General features: G+C 60.8%; 21 protein-coding genes and 1 other RNA gene. 10 read left to right on the top strand and 12 right to left on the bottom strand.

The features are described 5' to 3' along the window. Nucleotides 1–10: 10 nt before the first annotated feature. Both trpC and ffs read right to left on the bottom strand, forming a co-directional pair. Nucleotides 11–805, bottom strand: coding sequence for an indole-3-glycerol phosphate synthase TrpC (trpC, locus tag ACILSE_RS07590; protein ID WP_395716769.1), 795 nt, complete (start codon nt 803–805; stop codon nt 11–13). 115 nt (nt 806–920) lie between these two features. Then, nucleotides 921–1,015: signal recognition particle sRNA small type (gene ffs, locus ACILSE_RS07585), an RNA gene on the bottom strand. A 136-nt stretch (nt 1,016–1,151) separates the two neighbouring features. Here ffs and ACILSE_RS07580 point away from each other — a divergent pair. The 3 genes from ACILSE_RS07580 to ACILSE_RS07570 are packed head-to-tail and all read left to right on the top strand — an operon-like array spanning nt 1,152 to nt 3,357. Continuing rightward, entirely contained in the window at nt 1,152–2,282 is a 1,131-nt protein-coding gene (locus tag ACILSE_RS07580; RefSeq protein WP_395716768.1) for a hypothetical protein, read from the top strand. A gap of 50 nt (nt 2,283–2,332) precedes the next feature. Then, nucleotides 2,333–3,121, top strand: coding sequence for a hypothetical protein (locus ACILSE_RS07575; RefSeq protein WP_395716767.1), 789 nt, complete (start codon nt 2,333–2,335; stop codon nt 3,119–3,121). 20 nt (nt 3,122–3,141) lie between these two features. Further along, the gene (locus tag ACILSE_RS07570; protein ID WP_395716766.1) at nt 3,142–3,357 is read left to right on the top strand and encodes a hypothetical protein; all 216 of its coding nucleotides are present in this window, start codon (nt 3,142–3,144) and stop codon (nt 3,355–3,357) included. Nucleotides 3,358–3,378: 21 nt separating this feature from the next. Here ACILSE_RS07570 and hisI read toward each other — a convergent pair whose 3' ends face one another. Further along, nucleotides 3,379–3,792 carry a phosphoribosyl-AMP cyclohydrolase gene (gene hisI / locus ACILSE_RS07565; RefSeq protein WP_395716765.1) on the bottom strand — a complete coding sequence of 138 codons (414 nt, stop codon included), beginning with the start codon at nt 3,790–3,792 and terminating at the stop codon, nt 3,379–3,381. A gap of 57 nt (nt 3,793–3,849) precedes the next feature. Continuing rightward, nucleotides 3,850–5,388: a hypothetical protein gene (locus ACILSE_RS07560; protein ID WP_395716764.1), complete on the bottom strand. Its 1,539-nt coding sequence runs from the start codon at nt 5,386–5,388 to the stop codon at nt 3,850–3,852. A gap of 81 nt (nt 5,389–5,469) precedes the next feature. On the opposite strand from ACILSE_RS07560, the gene ACILSE_RS07555 reads away from it, so the two are divergent. Next, nucleotides 5,470–7,269, top strand: a complete 1,800-nt coding sequence (locus ACILSE_RS07555) for an ATP-binding cassette domain-containing protein (protein WP_395716763.1) — start codon at nt 5,470–5,472, stop codon at nt 7,267–7,269. A gap of 6 nt (nt 7,270–7,275) precedes the next feature. On the opposite strand, the gene ACILSE_RS07550 is transcribed toward ACILSE_RS07555, so the two are convergent. After that, nucleotides 7,276–8,271, bottom strand: a complete 996-nt coding sequence (locus ACILSE_RS07550) for a DUF72 domain-containing protein (RefSeq protein WP_395716762.1) — start codon at nt 8,269–8,271, stop codon at nt 7,276–7,278. Continuing rightward, entirely contained in the window at nt 8,271–9,641 is a 1,371-nt protein-coding gene (locus tag ACILSE_RS07545; RefSeq protein ID WP_395716761.1) for an NCS2 family permease, read from the bottom strand. The genes ACILSE_RS07550 and ACILSE_RS07545 overlap by 1 nt, the downstream gene beginning before the upstream one ends. 89 nt (nt 9,642–9,730) lie before the next feature. Here ACILSE_RS07545 and ACILSE_RS07540 point away from each other — a divergent pair, with 89 nt between their 5' ends. Both ACILSE_RS07540 and ACILSE_RS07535 read left to right on the top strand, forming a co-directional pair. Continuing rightward, on the top strand, nt 9,731–11,632 hold the full coding sequence (locus ACILSE_RS07540) for a sulfatase (RefSeq protein WP_395716760.1): 1,902 nt from the start codon (nt 9,731–9,733) through the stop codon (nt 11,630–11,632). 20 nt (nt 11,633–11,652) lie between these two features. Beyond that, nucleotides 11,653–11,949, top strand: a complete 297-nt coding sequence (locus ACILSE_RS07535; protein ID WP_395716759.1) for a Dabb family protein — start codon at nt 11,653–11,655, stop codon at nt 11,947–11,949. An 81-nt stretch (nt 11,950–12,030) separates the two neighbouring features. Here ACILSE_RS07535 and ACILSE_RS07530 read toward each other — a convergent pair whose 3' ends face one another. The 5 genes from ACILSE_RS07530 to ACILSE_RS07510 all read right to left on the bottom strand — a co-directional run bounded on the left by ACILSE_RS07530 (nt 12,031) and on the right by ACILSE_RS07510 (nt 15,681). Next, nucleotides 12,031–12,261, bottom strand: a complete 231-nt coding sequence (locus ACILSE_RS07530; RefSeq protein WP_294225481.1) for an SWIB/MDM2 domain-containing protein — start codon at nt 12,259–12,261, stop codon at nt 12,031–12,033. Nucleotides 12,262–12,513: 252 nt separating this feature from the next. After that, the gene (locus ACILSE_RS07525; protein WP_395716758.1) at nt 12,514–13,191 is read right to left on the bottom strand and encodes a response regulator; all 678 of its coding nucleotides are present in this window, start codon (nt 13,189–13,191) and stop codon (nt 12,514–12,516) included. Then, nucleotides 13,158–14,225: a PAS domain S-box protein gene (locus tag ACILSE_RS07520; protein ID WP_395716757.1), complete on the bottom strand. Its 1,068-nt coding sequence runs from the start codon at nt 14,223–14,225 to the stop codon at nt 13,158–13,160. Before ACILSE_RS07520 ends, ACILSE_RS07525 begins: the two co-directional genes overlap by 34 nt. Nucleotides 14,226–14,235: 10 nt before the next feature. Beyond that, a complete protein-coding gene (locus tag ACILSE_RS07515) occupies nt 14,236–15,144 on the bottom strand; it encodes a universal stress protein (RefSeq protein ID WP_395716756.1) in 909 nt (302 codons plus the stop codon). An 81-nt stretch (nt 15,145–15,225) separates the two neighbouring features. Further along, on the bottom strand, nt 15,226–15,681 hold the full coding sequence (locus ACILSE_RS07510; protein WP_395716755.1) for a hypothetical protein: 456 nt from the start codon (nt 15,679–15,681) through the stop codon (nt 15,226–15,228). A gap of 92 nt (nt 15,682–15,773) precedes the next feature. On the opposite strand from ACILSE_RS07510, the gene ACILSE_RS07505 reads away from it, so the two are divergent. The 4 genes from ACILSE_RS07505 (at nt 15,774) to ACILSE_RS07490 (ending at nt 18,478) form a co-directional block, all read left to right on the top strand. After that, nucleotides 15,774–17,087 (top strand): PQQ-binding-like beta-propeller repeat protein, encoded by a 1,314-nt coding sequence (locus tag ACILSE_RS07505; RefSeq protein ID WP_395716754.1) that lies wholly within the window; start codon nt 15,774–15,776, stop codon nt 17,085–17,087. Nucleotides 17,088–17,303: 216 nt separating this feature from the next. Further along, a complete protein-coding gene (locus tag ACILSE_RS07500; RefSeq protein ID WP_395716753.1) occupies nt 17,304–17,642 on the top strand; it encodes a hypothetical protein in 339 nt (112 codons plus the stop codon). A gap of 110 nt (nt 17,643–17,752) precedes the next feature. Beyond that, nucleotides 17,753–18,127 (top strand): NADH-quinone oxidoreductase subunit A, encoded by a 375-nt coding sequence (locus ACILSE_RS07495; RefSeq protein WP_395716752.1) that lies wholly within the window; start codon nt 17,753–17,755, stop codon nt 18,125–18,127. Between the two features lie 33 nt (nt 18,128–18,160). After that, nucleotides 18,161–18,478 carry a Dabb family protein gene (locus ACILSE_RS07490; RefSeq protein ID WP_395716751.1) on the top strand — a complete coding sequence of 106 codons (318 nt, stop codon included), beginning with the start codon at nt 18,161–18,163 and terminating at the stop codon, nt 18,476–18,478. An 18-nt stretch (nt 18,479–18,496) separates the two neighbouring features. Here the strand turns inward: ACILSE_RS07490 and ACILSE_RS07485 are convergent, their stop codons facing one another. Further along, nucleotides 18,497–19,570 carry a lipocalin-like domain-containing protein gene (locus ACILSE_RS07485; RefSeq protein ID WP_395716750.1) on the bottom strand — a complete coding sequence of 358 codons (1,074 nt, stop codon included), beginning with the start codon at nt 19,568–19,570 and terminating at the stop codon, nt 18,497–18,499.

The following is a 19,570-nucleotide window of genomic DNA, read 5'->3' as shown; positions in this document are numbered from 1 at the left end:
CGCTGTGACCTCAACTGTGCCTGTCCGGCACGGCGGCGCGCAAAGCAGGCAAATCGGCCATGATGTTCTGGCTGCGCATGAGCGTCTCGCCAATGAGGAGCGAGTCGGCTCCGGCTTCAGCGAGGCGGATGGCGTCCGCAGGCGTCTTGATGCCGCTTTCAGCCACGAGCACGATGTCGTCAGGCACTTCCTCGGCGAGTTCTTCAGTGGTGGCGAGATCGACCGTGAAGGACTTCAGATTGCGGTTGTTCACGCCGATGATGCGGGCATCGGTGGCGAGGGCGCGTTCGAGTTCGGGCAGGTCGTGAACTTCAACGAGTGCGTCGAGCTGGAAGGTCCCGGCGACTTCGAGCAGGTGCTCGAGCGTGGGTTGGTCGAGTGCGGCGACGATTAATAGAATGGCATCGGCTCCAGCGACGACGGCTTCGAAGATCTGCGCCTCGTGGATGATGAAATCTTTGCGCAGGCAGGGGATGTCGAGCTGCTCGCGAATGAGCGTGAGGTAATCGAGGCGGCCCTGGAAGTATTTTTCGTCCGTGAGCACGGAGATGGCGCTGGCACCGGCTTTTTCATACCCACGGGCAATGGTGAGCGGGTCAAAGTCGGCGGCGATGGTGCCTGCGGAGGGCGAGGCACGTTTCACCTCAGCGATGATGCTCAGGCGGGTGGGATCGGCACGCAGGGCGTCATAAAAGGAGCGCACGTCGTTGCGCTGCATCGCGGCGGCGCGGAGTTTCTCGGCGCGTGGGAGCAGTCGTTGCACTTCGGTGTGCTTGTGGGCGATGATTTCGTCCAGCTTGTTCATGGGGCGCGCATGGTGGAGGCGGCCCGGGATTCTGCAACCTCGTCGTGCGTCTGTCGTGGCTTCGGGCCGATTTAGCCGGCCTGCAGAGCCTTTGAATGCCTCATATTGAGGGGAAAAGTGCCAGGGAACCGCGACATGGACAGGCAGGCTGCCGTTGCTTCCGTCAGGACCTGGCGGGGTTCGCAAGCTGACCATCCGCGGCCCCTGACAGTTGCTGTTCTACCTGCTGGGTCCGCCCGGCACAAGCGGGATTGCTAAACCGGGGCAAATTGGCCGAAAATTGGTGTTGTCGAAACTCAGGCCATCCGGTAAAAATCAGGCTCTTAATTCTCAAATCCGCTTCCGTATGGTCTGGAAAATTCTCTCCGCACTCACCGCCGTCTGCCTCGGCACCGCCTGCTATTTCGCCTGGGCCAACCAAAAATCCCTGGTCGAGGAGCGCAAACGCGAGACCTACGCCAAGGCCAACCTGGATGAACAAAAGGCGCAAATCGTCCGCGCCGAGGAGGCCAAGAAGAACCGCGAGACCCAGCTCGCCACCGCCAACAAGGATCTGGAAACCACCAAGACCGCCGTGGTGGACACCTCCGCCAAAGCTCAAACCAAGGAGCAGGAACTCGCCGTGGTGAAAACCAACCTCGAACAGCTCACCAAGGTGGTGAACGACCTGCAGAAGCAGATCGATGACGCCGGAGACATCAAGGCGCTCCTGGCCCAGATCGAAAGCATCAAGAATGAGCGCTCTGAGAAAGAAGCTGAACTGGCCAACCAGTCCCAGCGCTTTGCCGCAGCCCAGGAAAAGGTTAACCAGCTCACCACAGCCGCGAAGGAAGCGGAGGAGCGTGAAGCACGCGGGCGCCGCGGCATCGTTGACAGCGATTTCACCGCCAAAGTCGCTCAATCCTTCACGGACTGGGGTTTCGTGGTGCTCAACAAAGGTAACGGCGGTGGTGTTTTCGCCAATGCCGACCTCGAAGTGAAGCGAGGCAAGGATGTCGTCGCCAAGCTCAAGGTCCGCAATGTGGAGCAGAACTCGTCCGTGGCCGATCTCGTCAAAGGCACCCTGGCTGAAGGCGAGCGCATCCGCCCGGGAGATCTCGTGGTCGCCGCCGCTGAGCAGAGCGCCAAGACCTCCGTAGCACCGAAGAGCGGTGCCGCTGCTCCCGCCCCTGCAGCGCCGGGAGCACCAGCGGCTCCCGCTCCAGCACCTGCGATGGGTTCTGATCCTTTCGGCGCGCCAGCCGCCGCTCCAGGAGCACCTGCTGCCGCTCCAGCCATGAACAGTGATCCTTTCGGAGCACCTGCCGCCGCTCCGGCTCCTGCAGCCCCCGCCGCTCCTGCGATGAATTCGGATCCTTTTGGCGCGGCGCCTGCCACTCCTCCGGCCGGTGCTGCTCCCGCCACACCGCCTGCAGGTGGTGCCACGCCCCCGAGCACGGCTGATCCCTTCGGTACCGCACCTCCTGCCAAGCCCTGAGGTGATCTGTTGAAACCTCTGCGACCCGGAAATCCTACTTCCCTCATCTCATGACCAAAGTTCTCTTCATCCTCAGCGCCGTGGTGATTATCGTCGCCAGTGTCTTTGCCTATCAAAACGGACGTGAGTTTGCTGCCACGCGCATCAACATCGCTGAAATCAACGCCAGCATCGTCAAGGAGAAGCAGACGGAGAAAACCGTGGTAGGGCAGGTCAACCAGTTGGTCGCTGACATCACGCGTGTCCAAGGCGAGCTGGACGCCGAGTCGGAACGCCTCAAAGCCCAGAAAAACCGTCTTGCACAGGCGGAAAGCGAGGCCACCCGCACACAGACCGAACTCGACACCAAGGTGAAAAAGCAGCAGGAACTCACCACCTTGCTGAAAGAGCTGCCCACCGACGTCAAACCCGAGACCATCGCCGAGGACATCGCCCGCTTGAAAAAGGAAAAGCTCGAGTTTGAAGCCCAGGCCGAGGCCAAAAAGAAGGAAGTCACCGCCGAGGAGGAGAAAATCGCAGGAGTCCAGAAGCGTCTTGATGATGTGGTGCGCAAAATCGAGGAGCGCCGCAAGAACTTCGAACGCAACAGCCTCACCTCCCGTGTTGTGGCGGTCAATTACGACTGGGGTTTTGTGGTGATCGACGCCGGCAAGGCCGCGGGCCTCACGCAGGACACCAAATTGATCGTCACACGCGGAGCGCACACCGTAGGCAAGATCAGCGTCATGAATGTCGAAGACCGCGCCACGATGGCCAGCATCGTTCCCGGGGCGGTTGTGAATGGAGAAGTCATCATGCCCGGAGACCGTGTGATTTTGGAAAACCTCGTTCAGAACTGACCTGACGGTCGAATATGACGATGAAAGCACGCCTTGATGTGAAGAAAGCCCTGCTGGCAGCCATCGCCTCCACCTGCGTTTTGTCTTCCTGCACCTCGGATGAGCCGCAGCGGAAGAAAGTCGTCGGCCCTGACAGCAGCGGCTACAGCAATCTTCCTTGGAACCGTCCGAGATCGTGGGAAGGCAATGCGCGTTCCCCTCTCGGAGCCATGGGCGGCATGATGCAGAGCCGCTGAGTTTACGGGGCTTGCTTTTTGCTATTCAGAAAGCTCCAGCAGCGCTTCTCCGCCTGAAGTTTTCACCACGCGGTAAAAGCATGTCTTCCGTTTCGTGTGGCAGCAGCCTCCGCCATGCTGTTTGACCCGTAGGACGAGAGCGTCCTGGTCGCAGTCCGTGCGGATGTCCACGATCTCCTGAAACTCGCCGCTGGTCGCGCCCTTGTGCCACAGTTGGTTGCGACTGCGGCTCCAATAGACCGCCTGTCCGAGTTCCAGGGTCATTTTGAGGGATTGCTCGTTCATGTAGGCCAGCATCAGCGGCGCGCCGCTTTCCGCATCCACTGCCATCGCCGGGATCAACCCGTGCTCGTCGAACTTCGGGGCGAACAGGAGGCCCTCCTCAACGGCTTGCTTGGAATCACGCGATGCAAATGAGATGGGGGCGGTGGACATGGGAACGAACCTGCATGCTAGCGGCGCACGAAGATCGTGCAACCCTCTGCATCAGGCTCATTTGCCGGGGAAAACCGGCAGCACTTTGTTGATGATGCCGGTTCCGGCTTTCACGCCGTTTTCGAGCACGCCGGTCGCGCCTTCGATGAGCTTGCCGGGCATTTTGGCGGCGTCTTCGCCGAGAACCGGCTTAAGGAGGGTTTCCGCGCCCTGGTTTACGAGTTTTTCCGGAGTATCGAGGAGCAAGGACATGCCCGCCGCGCCAATCAGGCGCGAACTGAGGTCCTCTTGCGGCGCGTCGAGCGTGCCGGCGATCCGCACACGCGTCCATTGCAGTCCGGGAGCCCCTCCGGGGTTGCCTTCCACAAAGACCCGGTTGTTGGCCCCGGGGATGGCGACGAGCGCCTCCGGCGTCACGCCAACCATGAAATCGCCCTCGATCGCACGGCCGCGCACGGTCATGGAGCCTTCGATGCGCAGCAGCCCGCTGGACTGCACCACGATCTTCTCCACGCGCAACGCGTCATCCTGTGGGCGGAACGAGGCGCTGCAAATGTCCAGCACGACGCGGTTGAAGCGGTGAATCTTCGTGTAGGTGACGAGTTTTTCGAGGAGCGGCAGCCCTTGGAGCACGCCATTTTTGAGCGCGACTTCGGCCTTCCATCGCAGCGGCTGGTTGCGTGAGCCGGAGAACTCCAAATCGCCCTCGACCTGGCCCGTGAGACGCTGGTCCCACCAGTCATTGAGAAACTCATCCATCGGCACGGCTTTCACGCGGGCAAAGGTCTGCCATGAGCCGTCCTTGAACATCACCTGTCCGCGCAGGGTGGCCTCGGCCTGCTGCTTCCAGCGCAGCGTGGCATTGCTGAGCTGGAGTTGATCAGTTCCGATGCGCAACGAACCCTGGGTGATATCGAGTTTGAGAGGCTCCTTTTGCTCCAGCGCCCGCAAGGGAGTCTGCAGCGCGCCGCCGGTGATTTTCGCGGCCACGGACGTCTCGCCGCTTTTCCAGTCAGAGAGCCGCAGCCTCGACTCGATGATCTTCCAGCCAGCCTGCTCGAAAAAGAAGCGCTGCACGTCGAAGCCGTCGATCTCGGTGGTGTCGGGAATGTAGCGGCGCAAAAACGCCGGGATGGCACTGGCGGCTTCTTCGGTCTCCTCAGTCTTTGGAAAGACTCCGGACGCGCCTCCTCCTGCCGCGATGTTTTGACGACGCAGCGTGATCTCCTCAGCGCCGGCGCTTTGCACATGCCAGAGTCTTTTGCGGATGGCTCCAAAGTCCAGCGTCGCCTGCAAAGCTGTCGCCTCGATATCCCAGCCGCCCGCATGGTTCACCGTGAGCTCGCTGACCGTGACGGTCTCGTCACTCCAGAGCAGCGGCGAGAGGCGCGCCTCGCCGCCCGTCTTCGCGCCGATCATCTCCTCCGCCTTCTGGCGAAACTCCTCCTTTTGCACATACGAACGGATGAAATTCGTGATCAGCGACGGGGCAACGAACATGAGAACCCCGGCGCTGACGAAAAGCAGGCCCGCCAGCCACCCTAGCCAGCGCAGAGGCGATGATTTGCGGCGGGCGGGGCGGTTGCGACGTTGCATGAGACGCGGGGTGGATTGTTGCACTTTTTCATCGCCAGAGCGGTGGTCTCCAGCCTATTTTCAGCAGTACATTTAACCCTTATGCTGAAAGCTCTCAATGTCAGTCTTGAAGTCGATGGACCGGGGGATTCGGAGGAAAACGCCACCCTCCATCTGCTCCGCGACGTGACCTTCAACGTGCCGCCGGCACATCTGATGGCCATCGTCGGCCCCTCCGGCTGCGGAAAGTCCACGCTGCTGAAGGTCATCACCGGCATCCTGGAGCAGACGGACGGAGAGCTGCACTGGGATGGGCGCGATCTCAGCAACGAGGAGGATCTGCATCCTGGCGACCTCGGCTATGTCCCGCAGTTCAGTGTGGCCTACGACCTCCTCACCGTCGAGGAAAGCATCGCCAGCGCGATGGCCCTGCGGACGCAGCTCGCAAAGACGGAGGACTTCATTCCGTCGCTCGACTACATCCTGGAGGTGACCGGCCTGACGCACCTTTCTGACCGTCTTGTGAAAGTGCTCTCCGGCGGCCAGAAACGCCGCCTCGGTCTGGCCCTGGAGCTTGTCACCGATCCATGCCTGCTGCTTTGCGATGAGGTCACCAGCGGCCTCGATCCGAAATCCGAGCATGAGATCACGAATCTGCTGCGCGTCCTCTCACGCGGGCATCCAAAGCGCGTCGTCATCAATGTCACCCACAGTCTCGCCAGCCTGGACGCCTACGACAGCGTGATGGTCATGTACCAAGGCGTGCTCACCTTCCACGGCCCGCCGAAAGCGATGATGCACTACTTTGCCGTGGAGCACCCCGAGGATGTCTATCTCAAGCTCACCGAACGCAAAAAGGATGACTGGCGTGAATCCTGGGCGAAGCACCGCGAGACATACTACAAGCGCCACGGCTTCGACGGGCCGCGCATCCTGCCGGAGGACGAAAGCCCGTCCAAAACCTCGGTGCGTGAAGAACGCACCGTCGCTGACGTGGACATGACCGGAGTGCCTGAGCATCACGAGTTCCCGCCCATCGAGATGCCTTCGATGACGACGCAGCTCTTCGAGCTCCTCAAGCGCCGCTGGACCATCTTCCGCCGCGACTCGGCGCAGGTCTGGCTGCATCTCGCGATGCTGTTCGGCTTTCCGCTGCTCGTCGTCATCTTCGCGCTGGACGGCATCAAGCCGCTGCGCGCGCTCTCGACGCATCAGGATGAAAACATCCAGCAGGAGTATCAGCAGTTGAAGACCCACCAGGAGGAGCAACTCAAGGCAGGCGGGCTCGTCTCTGGCCTAGTCATGCTGCAGGTCGTGCTCGTCACCCTCATGGCCAGCAATAACGCTGCCCGTGAGATTGCCTCCGAGCGTCTCATCCTAGAGCGTGAGAAGCTCGGCGGCCTGCATCCTTTCGCGTATGTGGGTAGCAAAGTGTTTTTCCTGGGCCTCTTCGTGCTCGCGCAAAGTTTATGGATGGGCTTTTTCGTCGATCTGGTCGTCGGTGGTTTGCCCGGTGACCTCATCACAAAGCTAGTCCTACTCTTGCTCGCCTCTGCCGCCATGACCAGCGTGTGCCTTGGCATCTCGGCGATGAGCAAGTCGCCTGAAAAATCCACCATCCTCTGCATCTACCTCGTCGGCTTTCAGCTTCCGCTCTCTGGAGCCGTACTCACACTGCCCGACTGGCTGGAGAACTGGGTGCAGCCGGTCATTGCCGCGTTCTGGGGGTGGAGCGGCAGCCTTTCCAGCATGCGCAGCACGGCCTTTTACGATGCCGTCAAAACCGTCACCGACACCGACCTCGTTGGATCGGGCATCGCCGCCTTCGTGCTCTTCGTCCATGTCATCATTGGCCTCGCCATGGCCTTCGTGGGCGTGCAGAAGAGCCAGTGGGACACTTGAGCCTTCTCAATCGGCCAGTTTCATCTCTTTGAGCAGTCCAGTGCGGTCGAGCATCGTCAGGACTGCCAGGATCGTGAACAACGCGTTGCCTTCGAGGCGGTTGTTCACCAGGAGGAAGCTGCGGCGCGAACTCGTCGGCGTCATCGCATACATTACATGCTCGATCACGGCTGCCGCGGCCTTTCTTGCCTCCTCATTCACATCCTTGGTCGCGTTGTAGGGGCTGAAGGATTGCACTGCCTGCTCGTAGGTGCGGCCTGGTTTCAGCAGGAAACGGGCAGCCGTGAAGTCCGTGGTCAAAACACCCGGCATCCGCCACTGTTCGGCCACGCTCGGCATGTGCGTCCAGTTGTTCATCACATGGGCCACGCCATGTCTTTTCAGTGTCGCGAAGTAGTCCGCATGCAGCAGCGACTTGTTGCGCACTTCCACGCCGTATTGCCAGCCCGGGGGCAACTGGCCCAGGAAAGCATCCAGCATCTCGACAAACTCGCGGCCACGCTCGAAGTCACGCGGATGGAAATGGCTGAACTCAAAGATCAGCAGGCCTATCTTTTCGCGATGCTTCTCGCATGATGCCAGAAAGGCTGCACGGAACAGCTCCGCGTCGAGAAAGTGCGGATTGCGCTGCCCGCCCTTGTCACCATGACGGTCAAGCTTCGGAAACGTCCGTGCTGTGATCTCATCAGTGACTTTGAACACGAAACGAAAGCCATCAGGCACCTGCGAGCACAAACCGGCGATGTACTCCGGCGACGGGAATTTGTAGTAGCCCGCATCGACACAGACCGTGCGGAAGACCTGCGCGTACTCCTCCAGGCAGTCGCGCTCAAACCTGCTTTCGGCGAATTTGCCCCGGTAAAGGTATCGTTGCTCGTCATAGAGCAGCCCCGCCCAGCCCGGATACTTCCACGACGAGGTGCCGAGAAAGACATTGTGCGCCGCGAGCTGGTCAATGGCCTGCTTCAGTCTCTGAATCGGAAACTGGTGGGTCAGCAGCATCAGTGTGGCAGTCCAAAGACATAGTAAGCCGCGCACATCAGCGCCAGGATGACCGTTCCCGCGTTCAACTCACGTGCGCGGCCAGCAGCGATTTTTAACACCGGATGCACCACCAGCCCGGCGGTGAGGCCGTTGGCGATGTTGTAGGTGAACAGCATCATCACGATCGTCACAAAGGCCGGGATCCACTCCGTGAGATCGTCAAAGTCGATGCGCCGCACCGATCCGAACATCAACACGCCCACAGCGATCAAAGCCGGCCCGTAAGCGAAGCGGAGCTGCTGCAGCGGCTCGATCAGCGGGATGAAAAAGAGCGAGACAGCAAACAGCGCGGCTGTGACAAGCGCCGCGAGTCCGGTTCGTGCGCCTTCGCTGATCCCCGTGGCCGATTCGATATAAGCGCCGCTCGTCGAAGTGCCCACCACGCCGCCGAACATGCACGTCAGCGCATCGACGAGCATCGGGCGCTCGACTTGCGGGAAATTGCCCTTCTCATCCAGCAGGTTCGCCGCCGAGCCGAGTCCGGTCAGCGTGCCCAGCGTATCGAGAAAGCTCATCAGAAACAGCGTGAGCAGCACGGGCAGGAAACTGAGCTGCAAAACACCCGCGAGATTGAGTTTGAACGCGATCGCGCTCAAATCGTAGGCACCGGTGAACGGCAACGCCGTGATCGACTTTGGCGCATGACCAAAACCGAGCACGCCGCCGGTCAAAGCCGTGGCAAGGATGCCGATGAGCAAAGCGCCGCGGATTTTCCGAATCATGAGCACGGTCATCAAAACGAAACCGGCAACCGCCAGCAGCACCTGCGGATCGCGCAGGTTGCCGATCTTCACCGGCACCGCCGGGGCCGTGAAAAGACCGCCCGCGCCCGTTGGCAGCGCCTGCGCGGGCATCCCGGTCACAAAACTCGTCACGATGCCAGTTTCATGAAGTCCGATGAAGGCCAGGAACAAGCCGATGCCAGCCGCGAAGCTATGTTTGAGCCCGACCGGCACCGAGTTCGCCAGCCGGCCGCGGATTCCAACCAGGGTGATGACGAGAAACAACGCTCCACTCACAAAAACCGCGCCAAGCCGCTGCTCCCAGCCGATTCCGAGCGCCGTGAGGCCAAACGCGATGAAGGCGTTCTCGCCCATGTAGGGCGCGACGGCGATGGGCCTGTTCGCGATCAATCCCATTAGAACGCAGCCGAACACCGCCGTCACAATCGTCGCCACCGTGCCCGGCCCCGCCGGTATTCCCGCGAAGGACAGGATCGCCGGGTTCACCACCATGATGTAGGCCATCGTGATGAACGTCGTCACGCCGCCGGTCACCTCGGCACGGACAGTCGATCCACGTTCACGCAGCTTGAAAAAGGCTTCCATGATCCTGCGGAGGAGAGCGCGGGCATGTTGCCGCGCAAACGTTGTTTTGGACGCAATTCCAAACGGTGGCCGCTCGTTCCCAGCGCGCCATGATCCGCGCTGTTCTTTTATTTCTCTTCGTCCTCGGCCCTTCGGTTTTTGCCTCGAAGCCGAACGTCGTTCTCTTCCTCGTCGATGACATGGGCTGGATGGACTGCGGCGCTTACGGCTCGCAATATTACGAGACGCCGAACATCGACCGCTTTGCGAAGCGGGCCATGCGCTTCACCAACGCGTATTCGCAGCCGCTTTGCTCCCCCACACGTGCCTCTCTGCTCACGGGGCAGTATTCCGCGCGGCACAGGATCACCAGCGCCACAGGCCACCAAGCTCCGCAACCGGAGGGACATGTGTTTTTGAAGGAAACCGCGCCGCCGACACAGCCCATGCTCACGCCGGAGAGCAAAAACTTTCTCGAACCGACACAGATCACGCTGGCGGAGGCTTTGAAAAGCGCGGGCTATCGCACGGCGCATATCGGGAAGTGGCACCTCGGGCTCACGCAGCCGCACTGGCCGGAGCAGCAGGGCTTCGACGTGGCTTTTCACTGCCATCCTGATCCCGGGCCGCCAGGAAACTACTTCTCGCCTTACGGCGTGACCGCGGAAGGCAATCCGACGGCGAAGAGCAAGGTCGGCACGATCACCGACGGCCCGCAGGGCGAATACATCGTGGACCGCCAGGCGGCAGAGGCGGTGAAATTCATCGCGGCGAGCAAAGGCGGTCCGTTTTTCCTCAATCTCTGGTGCTACGGCGTGCATGGCCCGTGGGGGCACAAGGAGGACTACACGAAAGCATTCATGGCCCAAAAAGATCCCGCCGGCCGTCAGGGCAACCCCATCATGGCATCGATGCTGAAGAGCGTGGACGAGTGTTTCGGCCGCATTCTCGACGAACTCGACAAGCAGGGCGTCGCGGACAACACCATCATCATCTTCACCTCCGACAACGGCGGCAACACGCACAGCAACATCACGACCGAGGGCAAAAAGTCAGCGAACGCGGACTGGCGGAAGTGGGCGGGCACTCAGCCGCCGACGAACAACACGCCGCTGCGCGACGGCAAAGGCACGCTCTATGAAGGCGGCACCCGCGTGCCGATGATGTGGTCCTGGGCCGGTAAAATCAAGGCTGGGAGCACCAGCGAGGCCGTCGTCGGCTGCATTGATGTCTATCCCACCGTTATCGACCTGCTCGGCATCGCGAAACCAGACAAGCAAACGTTTGATGGAATCAGCTACGCGAAGGTTTTGAAGGGCGAAGGTGAGCTAAAACGTGCCGCCTACTTCAACTACCATCCGCATGCCGGGGCCAACAAAGCGGGCGGCGTTTGGGCGCGCAGCGGTGACTTCAAATTGCTGCGCTGGTTTGGCAATCCGGACCCACTCGAGCTTTACAACCTCAAGGATGACATCAGCGAGGCGAATAACCTCGCTGCGAAGATGCCGGGGAAGACGGAGGAACTCTCAGCGCTCATCGACGGCTTTCTCAAGGACACCGGAGCGACGTTTCCCCGCCCCAATCCGGCTTACAAGCCTGTGGCGGCCAAAACACCCGCCGCGAAAACCGATCCGCTCGATAACTGGAAGGAGCGAGGTTGCAAGGCGACGGTCCAGGACGGCATCCTCACCATGAAATCCACCGGCAAACCAGGATCCGCCTTCCTTGGACACGGCATGCCGAAAATGGAGGCTCCTGCCGTCGTGACGTTGCGCGTGCGCAGCACAAATGGAGGAACCGGCAGGATCGACTCGCTGCCGAAGACCTCCGCCGACGCCAGCATCGTGCATTCGACACCTTTGGCATTGAAGGCGGGCCACTGGCAGGAGTTGAAGGTCGAGCTGAAGGAAAAGGCACCGCTTGGCACGCTGCGAGTGTATTTGCCCGATTCCGACATCGACTTCATCGAAGTCGCCCCTGCGAACGGAAAGCCGCAACGCTGGGACTTCTGAGCACGTTGGTTCATATCGTCATGATCCGCCACACCGTCGCTTTTCGTCTCAACCACGCGCCCGGCTCCGATGCCGAGCGTGATTTTCTCCGCGCCGCCTGCGAACTCGCAAAGATCCAGGGCGTGCAAAATTTTGAGTGTCTGAGACAGACGAGCGCGAAGAACCCGTTTGCCTTCGGCCTTTCGATGGAGTTCGCGGACGCGGACGCCTACACGTTCTACTGCGATCATCCCGAGCACGTCGCGTTCGTGCAGAAGCGCTGGATTCCCGAGGTGGCCGAGTTCATGGAGCTTGATTATGTGACTCACGCGCCTTGAAAGCCGGGCCCCGGCCTTCCGGGCAAAAAAAGCGCCGCGCCCGGACTAGCCAGGCGCGGCGTGGATGAGTTCAGGAATGAATCAGGAGATGTGCTTGGAGACCAGCTTGGTCATTTCAAACATCGTAACCGTCTTCTTGCCGCCGAACACCGCCTTCAGCGCGTCGTCCGCGTTGATGTTGCGCTTGTTCTTGGCGTCCTGGAGACCGTTCTTCTTGATGTAGTCCCAGAGCTTCTTCGTGATCTGACCACGAGGAGCCGGCTTGGTTCCGACGACGGCACCGAGGACCGCGTCAGGCTGCACCGGCTTCATCAGGGCAGGATTGGGTTTCCGTTTAGCTTTGGGCTTGGTTGCTTTCTTAGCTGCTTTGGTTGCTTTCTTTGCCATAGTGTTGTTGGCGGCTGTTGCCGTGAGCGCAGGTTATGAGAGCGCCCCAAGGAGCGTCAACGCAAATTTCAGCAATCTTTAGTGTTGTTTCCCTGCGCAAATTGCTCTCTCACGAAGGGAAAAAGATAAATTCGCGGCGCTTTCGACGGTCGCATGCCGGGCGCGGATGAGACGGTGTCAAACCTTTGCGCGGCCCTCAACCCACTGCACCGCATGCCGCACGAGCGCGGCTCCATCGGTGATGCCGAGCTTCTCCTTGATGTGGGAACGGTGGGCCTCGACGGTGCGCGCGCTGATGCTGAGCTGCGCGGCGATGTTCTTCGTCGGCACACCTTTGCCGATGAGCGTGAGGATTTCGAGCTCTCGGTCGGTGAGCGAGTCAATGCCGGTGATTCTGTTGCGTGAGGCGCCAGTGACCTGCTCCAGCATGCGCGCGTTGAGCGTCTCGCTGACGTAAAGGCCGCCGGAGAGAACTTTCTGGATTGCGGCGATGAGATGGTCGGCGGCCTCCTCCTTCATGACATAGCCACGTGCGCCGGCGCGCAGAGCACGCTCGCCATAAGTCTCCTCGTCGTGCATCGAAAGCACGAGGCACTGCGTGGCGGGATGCATGGCGCGGATGTCTTTGACGAGTTCCAGACCGTTTTTGTCCGGCAGCGTCAAATCAACGATGGCGAGGTCGGGCCTCAGCTTTCCGACGACCTCAAGCCCCTCTCGCGCGCTGCCCGCCTCGCCGCAAACCTCCAGCCCTGACTCGGCGCGCACGAGCTGCGCGAGGCCGTGGCGCATGATGGGGTGGTCGTCGATGAGGACGATGTTCTTCACGGATTCTTTGCTGGTGCGGGAACGCTGCATGTGACCTGGGTGCCGCCTGAGCGACGAGGGGAGACGGTGAGAGTGCCGCTCATCATTTGAGCGCGATGACTCATGGTCAAGAGGCCCATGCCGGTGCCCTTGGCCGCGCTGTCGGGGATGCCGATGCCATTGTCGCGCACGGTGAGGACGATGTTGCCGCTCTGCCTGGCGAGGTGAATGTCCACGCGTTTCGCCTGACTGTGCTTCACGGCGTTGGAGACGGCCTCCTGGGCGATGCGGAAAAGCTGCACGGCCATCTGCGTGTCCTTCATCTGCACGGGATTGTCGAAACGAAACTCGCAGATGATCTCGAAGGCGCGGGCCGTGCTGTCGGCCAGTTCCTTCAACGCCGCCATGAGGCCGCCGGCATCGAGCACGACGGGCATGAGGCCGCGGGAAGTCTCACGGGCGCGTGTGTTGGCCTTGCTGATGAGCTTCACGATCTCCTCGAGGTTTTGCGCCTCGGGGCTGCCGGCCTTGCTGAGATTTTTCTGCGCCACTTTGGCAAGGCAGCCGATGGCGGCGAGCTGCTGGCACAAGTCATCATGAATGTCCTGGCCGATGCGCGCCTGCTCCTCCTCGCTGATGTGAAGTATTTTCTCCTCCAACGCCCTGCGCTCCGTAAGATCACGAATGACGCCGGTGAAAATGCGGCGGCCGCTGGGAAGCACCGCCTCGCCGACGGAGAGATCGATGGGAAACACCGAGCCGTCCTTGCGCTGCGCCAGCACCTCGCGGCCGATACCGATGATGCGCCTCACGCCGGTGCTCAGGTAATTGCGAACATAGCCGTCATGCCTGTCGCGGTAGGGCTGCGGCATGAGCATGCTGATATTGCACCCGGTGATCTCCTCACGTTTGTAGCCGAACATTCGCTCGGTGGCCGAATTCGCCGTCTCGATGATGCAGTTTTCGTCGATGGTGATGATCGCGTTCACCGCCGTCTCGACAATCGCCGCTGCGCGCTGCTCGCTGGCCTGGAGCGCGGCCTGCAGCTCGGCGATGCTGGGTGCGGCGGGCGGCTTTTTCGGCATGTGCGGAGGTTTAATCGGCGGCGGAGACAAATCCATCCGGTTTAACCGCCAGGATCGAGCACGGGGCGTTTTGCACGATTTTTTCCGCCGTGGTGCCGATGAGCATCTCCCGCAGGCCGGTTTTTCCACGCGTGCCAAGCACGACGAGGCTGGCATGCGACTCGCTGACATGATCAAGGATGGCCTCGCGGATATTGACGCGCTCTTTGATGAGCGCAGTGACCTTGACACCTGCGGTATCGCGAATGAGCGGGGCAAGAAAGGCGTCCAGATCCTTGCGCCAGTTCTCGACCGCCTCGGGGTCGATGGTGGCGGGCAGCGCGGGGGCAAAGCCGCCGTAGTCGAGCGACATGGCCAGCGCGCTCTGATAGACATGCAGGCAATCCAAGGACGCGCCATCCTGCTGCGCGACGTGCAGCGCGCACTGCACTGCCTTGGCGGAGTTTTCGGAGAAGTCGACGCAGGTGACGATCTTCTTAAACGGCCCCTGCGCGTCCTCCCGCACGACGAGCACATCCACAGGAGCCTTGCGCACGCATTTCGCGGCGATGGCACCGACACGGTGCGGCTCGTTCTTCGAACCTTTGGCCCCCATGACGAGCAAATCGGCGCTGTGAGCACGGCAAGCCTCGATGAGCTCGGTGAACGGATGCCCGATGCGCACCTCGGCATTCACCGCAACGGCCCCGACCTCGGACTCGGCGACAAACTGCTGCAAACGCTTCAACCAGTCGGCCCTGATGGTGGCCTGGTCGGTGGAGAGCGCCTTTTTCAGCTCATGCACGAGAAATTCGTCCATGACATGCACGGCGGTGACGGCAGCGCCATCGAGCGAGGCGCGGCGGGCTGCCTCGCGCAGGGCGTTCCGGCAGTGAGGGGTGAAGTCGATGGCGGCGATGACGTGGTGGAGCTTTTTCATGGGATTAGTAATGATTTCAGCATAGCCGCCCGTGAAAGGCAATGCCCCGCGGCATTTGCGCCCCTTTGGGCGCGCATTGGCCTACAAGCCGGCCTCTTCCTGCGCCTGCTCGACGGCCGCCTCCAGCGTCCACAAGGTTTTGTCGAAAGATTTCTGCCGGGCGCGGAACTGCGCCTCCTCGGTGATGCCGCCGAGCGTCTCCCGTTCCTTCAAGGCGTAGGCGTGGTGCTCTTCGAGCGCCTTCACACGAGTTTTGAAATACTCACGCCCCCCCTGCTCCTTGAGCACTTCGATGTCCGCCTGCCAGCGCGTCAGGGCGTCGTCCGCCTTTTTCAAATACTCATCGCGGCTGGTGGTGAGGTGTTCCTTGGCCTTCTTGAACCACTCGCGGCCCTTGACCTCGGTCTGCTCTTTCACTTTGGAAAATTCATTCTTCAGCTTTTCGGCGGCGCGACGGAGCTGCTCGTTCAAATCCTGCGCATAGGAAGGGGAAAGGCAGATGAAGGCGGCAAGGCAGGCAAGGAATGTCTTTTTCATAATGGCGAGGGATACGGCTGGATGCGGCGGACCATGCATGCTCTTTTCCTCCGCGAAAGATTTTCCACGCTGCTCCGTCAACTTCACGCCTCATGATCCGCACGCACGCCCTCCTTACGCTCGCCTTCCCGTTACTCACCACGCTTGTCGTGGCGCAGTCGGCCACCCAGCCCTTGTTCTGGCCCGCGAAGAACGGCCCGACGCAAGATGCAATCGTCCCCGCGACCGAGGCGGCTCGTGTTCCGCTCGAATGGGACGGAGCTTCCGGCAAAAACATCGCCTGGCGCGTCGAACTCGAAGGCGAAGGCCACTCCACGCCGGTGATCGGCGGGGATTTGATCTGGTTCACCGCCGCCACGACCGATGGCAAGCAGCAGTTCGTGTATGGCATCGACCGGCACAGCGGAAAAATCGTGCATCACAAGCTCGTGTTTGAAAACGCCGCGCCCGAAGAACTCGGCAACCCGCTGAACAACTATGCCGCGCCATCCCCCGTGCTCGAAGCGGACGCACTTTACGTTCATTTCGGCACCTACGGCACGGCGCGCATCGACCCGGCCACCGGCTCAAAAGTCTGGGAGCGCCGCGATATCAATGTGCGCCACTATCGCGGCCCCGGTTCCTCGCCGCTCATTCACGGCGACCTGCTGATCCTCACCTTTGACGGCATCAATGAGCAGTTCGTCACCGCTCTCGACAAGAAAACCGGGAAGACCGTCTGGAAAACACCCCGCACCACCGATTACGGCGATCTCGACAAGGAAGGCAAGCCCACGCGTGATGGCGACATGCGCAAGGCCTACCACACTCCTGACGTGTTCGAGATCGGCGGCAAGGAAGTGCTTGTTTCCATCGGCTCGCGGGCCGCGTTTGGCTACGAGGCAGCCACCGGCAAAGAACTCTGGACCATCCGCCACGGCGGCTTCAACGCCGCCATCCCACCGCTTCGCCTTGGTGACCTGCTCATCCTCAACACCGGCTCCGAGCGCGCCCACACCCTCGGCGTCCGCATCGACGAAAAGATGGCCGGCGACATCACTGAAAGTCACGTCCTGTGGGACCGTGAAAAACGCAATGCCAGCGAGTCCGCCCCGGTCCTCGTCAACGGCGTCCTCTACCAGACCACCCGCGGCGGCATCGTCAGTGCTGTGGAGGCCAAAACCGGCAAGGACCTATGGGAGGACCGCATGGAGGGCCAGCACCTGCCCGGCCCTGTCGTTATCGGCGACAAATTGCTCTTTTCCAATGACCGCGGCCAAACCTTCCTCGTCCGCGCCCTGCCGGAGAAGTTTGAGCTGGTGGGCAAAAACCAGCTCGCCGAGCCCATCACCACCTCCCCGGCTGTGGCGGATGGCGCCATCTTCATCCGCACCAAGAAGGCTCTTTACAAGATTGCGGGCAAGTAACCCCCCTTCCCTGCCCGCCGTCGCCAGAAAGCCGTCTTTCCGGAGCCATTAGAATTGCCCCCTTCATCCGAACATAGGAGCGACTCTTGCGTCGGCGATGCGGCACAAAGTCAAGGGATGATTTGGCCTGTTGCGCATGCCGCGTAGGAGAAAAATCCGGGGATTCTCACAAAACCGTCGCAAACATGTTAAAGATGTGCTAAGCTGACCATCTCTATGGCTACTACCACTCCGACCCGCAAGACACGTTTCTCCCGCCGAGTCCCTGACCATGTCACCGACGAGCTTGTCAATGTCCTCTCCAAGCCTGAGACATATGAGTTCAACACCCTTTTCGGTCTGGTCTATGACAACCTCAAGTTGAAGAACGCCGTCAGCGGTGGGGAGGAAATGCTCCGCCTTCGTTCCTATGAAAAGCTGCAGAACCTCGTCAGCCGCGGTCTCTGCGCCAAGGTCGGCAAGACCTACCGCGGCCTTGAAGGCCTGCGTGCCGCTCACAACGCCGCCATCGCTGCCCGCAGCGCCGCCGTCGTGGCTCGTACTGCGGCCCGTTGATCATCCGTCATTTTTCAAAGGGCCGCCTGCGCATGCACGGCGGCCCTTTTGTTTTCTCCGGGTTTGACGCTGCCCCGGCCTTCGCTACCCATCCTTGTCTCTTTGCCCCCATGTTTGAGAACTATCTCCCCGTCCTGCTGCAAATCGTCATCGCCGGTGGTTTCGCCGTCGTGACACTGATCGCCTCTGCGCTGCTTGGTAAATCTGCCAAGCGCACCGAGATCAAAGACTCCGCCTATGAGTGCGGCATGCTGCCCGTCGGCGACAGCCAGCCGCGTTTCAGTGTGAAATTCTACATCGTCGCGATGCTTTTCGTGCTGTTCGATATCGAGGTCGTTTTCCTATACCCCTGGGCCGTGATCTACAAGGATTTCATCGCCGCTCACGGCCCCTCCATCCTCGCCGTGGCCACCGGATTCGTCTCCATCCTGCTTGTCGCATTCGTTTACGCCTGGAAAAAAGGCGTGCTCGACTGGAAGTCATAGTCTGGCCGCCTCGCAGCTTCGTTTTCCGCCTCCATGATCGCCTACCTCAGCCTGTTTCAGCTCAAGCCCCAGGTCACCGAGGAAAAACTGGAGCAGATGATGTCCCAGACACGCGTCATGCTCCTGCGCGTTCCGGAGGTGCTCGCGGTGAAAACCGGCAAGCGCGTCAATTCTGCCGATCCTTGGCCGTGGTTTGTCTATCTCGAGGTAGAAACCATGGACAAGCTCGCGATCTGCCAGGACGACCCCTATTACATCAAGTTCCGCGAGGAAGTCCTCAAGCCGAACATCTCCGAACAGGAGTCCACCGCCTTCGAAATGGAGCCGCGCAAGGACGTGAAGTACTCGTAGTTTTGTAGGGCCATCGAGTCATTTGGCGCGCAAGTGCCCCGCCAGATCTCCTGCATAACCGGCTAGTTCCAGAAACGCCCGGCCGGCGACCTGTCCGCCTGAGTCGATCACATCGCACGCGCCCTCCCAATAAGGCAGCCGCGTGATTCCGCCGTCCTGCTCCTGATCTTCCGCCAGCGGCTTCAGCTCAAACCAAGTGCCCTCAAACCGAATCCGCACGCGAATTGGATACTCCGCACCATTGCGCGGGCTTTTCCACGTCCCGAGAACCTCCCAGGCAAAAACATCGCTGCTCAGATGGCGAACCTTCCCATCACGCTCCACCACCGCCAGCGTCGAGGCTTTGTCCAGCGTCCCATCCTTCCGCCGCATGCGATAGACCATCACCTCGCGCCCATCCTTTAGCTGAAGCGCCGCCCAGTCCCAGCCCACCTGCCCCGCCTCAAGCTGGCTGCTGCTAAACTCGTGATCCATCCACGCTTCACCGCTCACTGCATGTTCGTCCGCCCGCAGTTTGACCGTGCCCGTCGTCTTCAAACGCGGCCACGTCAGGTAATGGCTCGCAGCCTCAGCGCTCGCTCCTTTGCGCGACACACCATCCTTGCCGAACACCACCAACGGCTTCACCACCTCCAGATCCAGTCGCAGCAAAACCTCGCCTTTCACCGTCGCCGCGATGTGCATTCGCTGCGTCACCTCATCCAGCTTGAGCGACCAGTTGCCATTCCGCACCGCCAGCGTCGTCTCAGACGACACCGCATCCCATCCTTCACGGTTCAGCCTTTCCTCATGCACGAAGCGCCCCGTCCGCGCATCCAGCAGCGCCGCATGTGCCAGATGCAAATGCAAGGTCTTCCCATCATCACGCCTAGCCTGCCGAAAAAACGTCACCTGAAACCCAAACCGCCCGCCATCCTTCGCATCCAGATGCCCCGTCACATACCACCACTCCGTGCGAAACTCAGGATGACTCCCATGATCGCGTGGAAACACGAACACCCGCCCCGCCTGCGGAATCGCAAAGCCATCCGCCGTCGTCTGTGCATGCAGCAGCGTCGTCATCGAGAGAAAAAGTAGCATCCAGTGTTTCAT

This window comes from Prosthecobacter sp. (assembly GCF_044236155.1).
GTDB lineage: Bacteria > Verrucomicrobiota > Verrucomicrobiia > Verrucomicrobiales > Verrucomicrobiaceae > Prosthecobacter.
Note: the sequence above shows the minus strand (reverse complement) of the source record. Positions and strands in the feature narration are given on the sequence as shown.